Below are 1,115 nucleotides of genomic sequence, written 5' to 3' on the forward strand. Positions count from 1 at the left end.
CGCTCCGCCGGGCTGACCAGGGGCGTCACGCCACGCTCACGATGGGGTCCCGATTGGAAGCCGATCCGGGGTCCCGTTCCAATGCCGTTTGACAGGTCAGGGCACGCTTCCCATCCCGAGCCGAAATTGCCGGAGGGCTTACGAATAGCTGCTCTCAGAAACAGCCAAGGGCCGACTTTATGGCATCCTTGGGCGTACAGCAGCCCATTCAATGGAATTGGTCGGTCGGTTCAGACGAGCTCATGCTCCGCGCCAGCAGAATGCCCGCCACCACGAGTGCCTGTCTCAGCACAGGGAGCATTTCCTTGGCGCTGTCCTGCTCAATGAGCCCGTGCGCGATCAGCAGGTAGTCAGCTACGGCTTCCAGGGCTGAGCCGGGTGGCGTCGTCGGGCTCGTAGGCGGAGGGACAAAGCGCGCGAGGGTGCCGTAGGCACTCAGCGGCTCCGAGCCGCTGGAAATGATCTCGGTTAGTGAGCCTAGGTAGCCCAGGAAGGTGTGCCCCGGTGGACCATAGGATGGCACGGCGCCGATCATCACCCAGGCGTAGCTGCCATCGGCCCGACGTAGGCGAGTGCGGAGGCTGTATTCGCTCTGCTGATCACGGACGCTGCGCAGGAAAGTGACGGCAGTCTCGTAGTCGTCAGGATGCATGCAGATGAGCCATCCGTGTCCCACGGCTTCAGCAGCTGCCTGGCCGATGAATGCGGCCCACTCGGGGCTGACGTAGGTCACGCGGCCGTCCGCCTGTGTGACGAAGATCATTTCGATATATCCGAGAGCCGAATGGTGAGTTGTCGGACCGTAACCTGTATAAAAAATCAGCTTCGTCCAGAAGTTGACAGGCGCTTTCTGAGACACTTTCTCCGCGAGTGGCCTCGGCACCATCATGAACGGGGTTGCGATCCCGCAGGCAGGCGGCGTTTCGGAAAACCGCTTAGGCGTACGGCGTACCCCTCGGACAGTTCTTAGCGGGTGTGCCCTCGGCAGTATCGATGGCAAGGGAGGACGAGTGCGAATGACCGTGTGTGGACGCCCCATCGGATTCAAGGGGGTGTTGGAGAGATTTGTGCGCGCAGGATCAGGTGCTGCCGTGTGTCCGGCCTGTTGATGCAGC

General features: G+C 61.7%; 1 protein-coding gene. It reads right to left on the reverse strand.

Annotated elements, in window-relative coordinates:
- Positions 1 to 208: 208 nt before the first annotated feature.
- The gene (locus H288_RS0131960; RefSeq protein ID WP_020096604.1) at positions 209 to 763 is read right to left on the reverse strand and encodes a PAS domain-containing protein; all 555 of its coding nucleotides are present in this window, start codon (positions 761 to 763) and stop codon (positions 209 to 211) included.
- Positions 764 to 1,115: the final 352 nt, after the last annotated feature.

Origin of the sequence: Methylobacterium sp. 285MFTsu5.1, assembly GCF_000383455.1 — a bacterium.
Classification (GTDB): Bacteria; Pseudomonadota; Alphaproteobacteria; order Rhizobiales; family Beijerinckiaceae; genus Methylobacterium.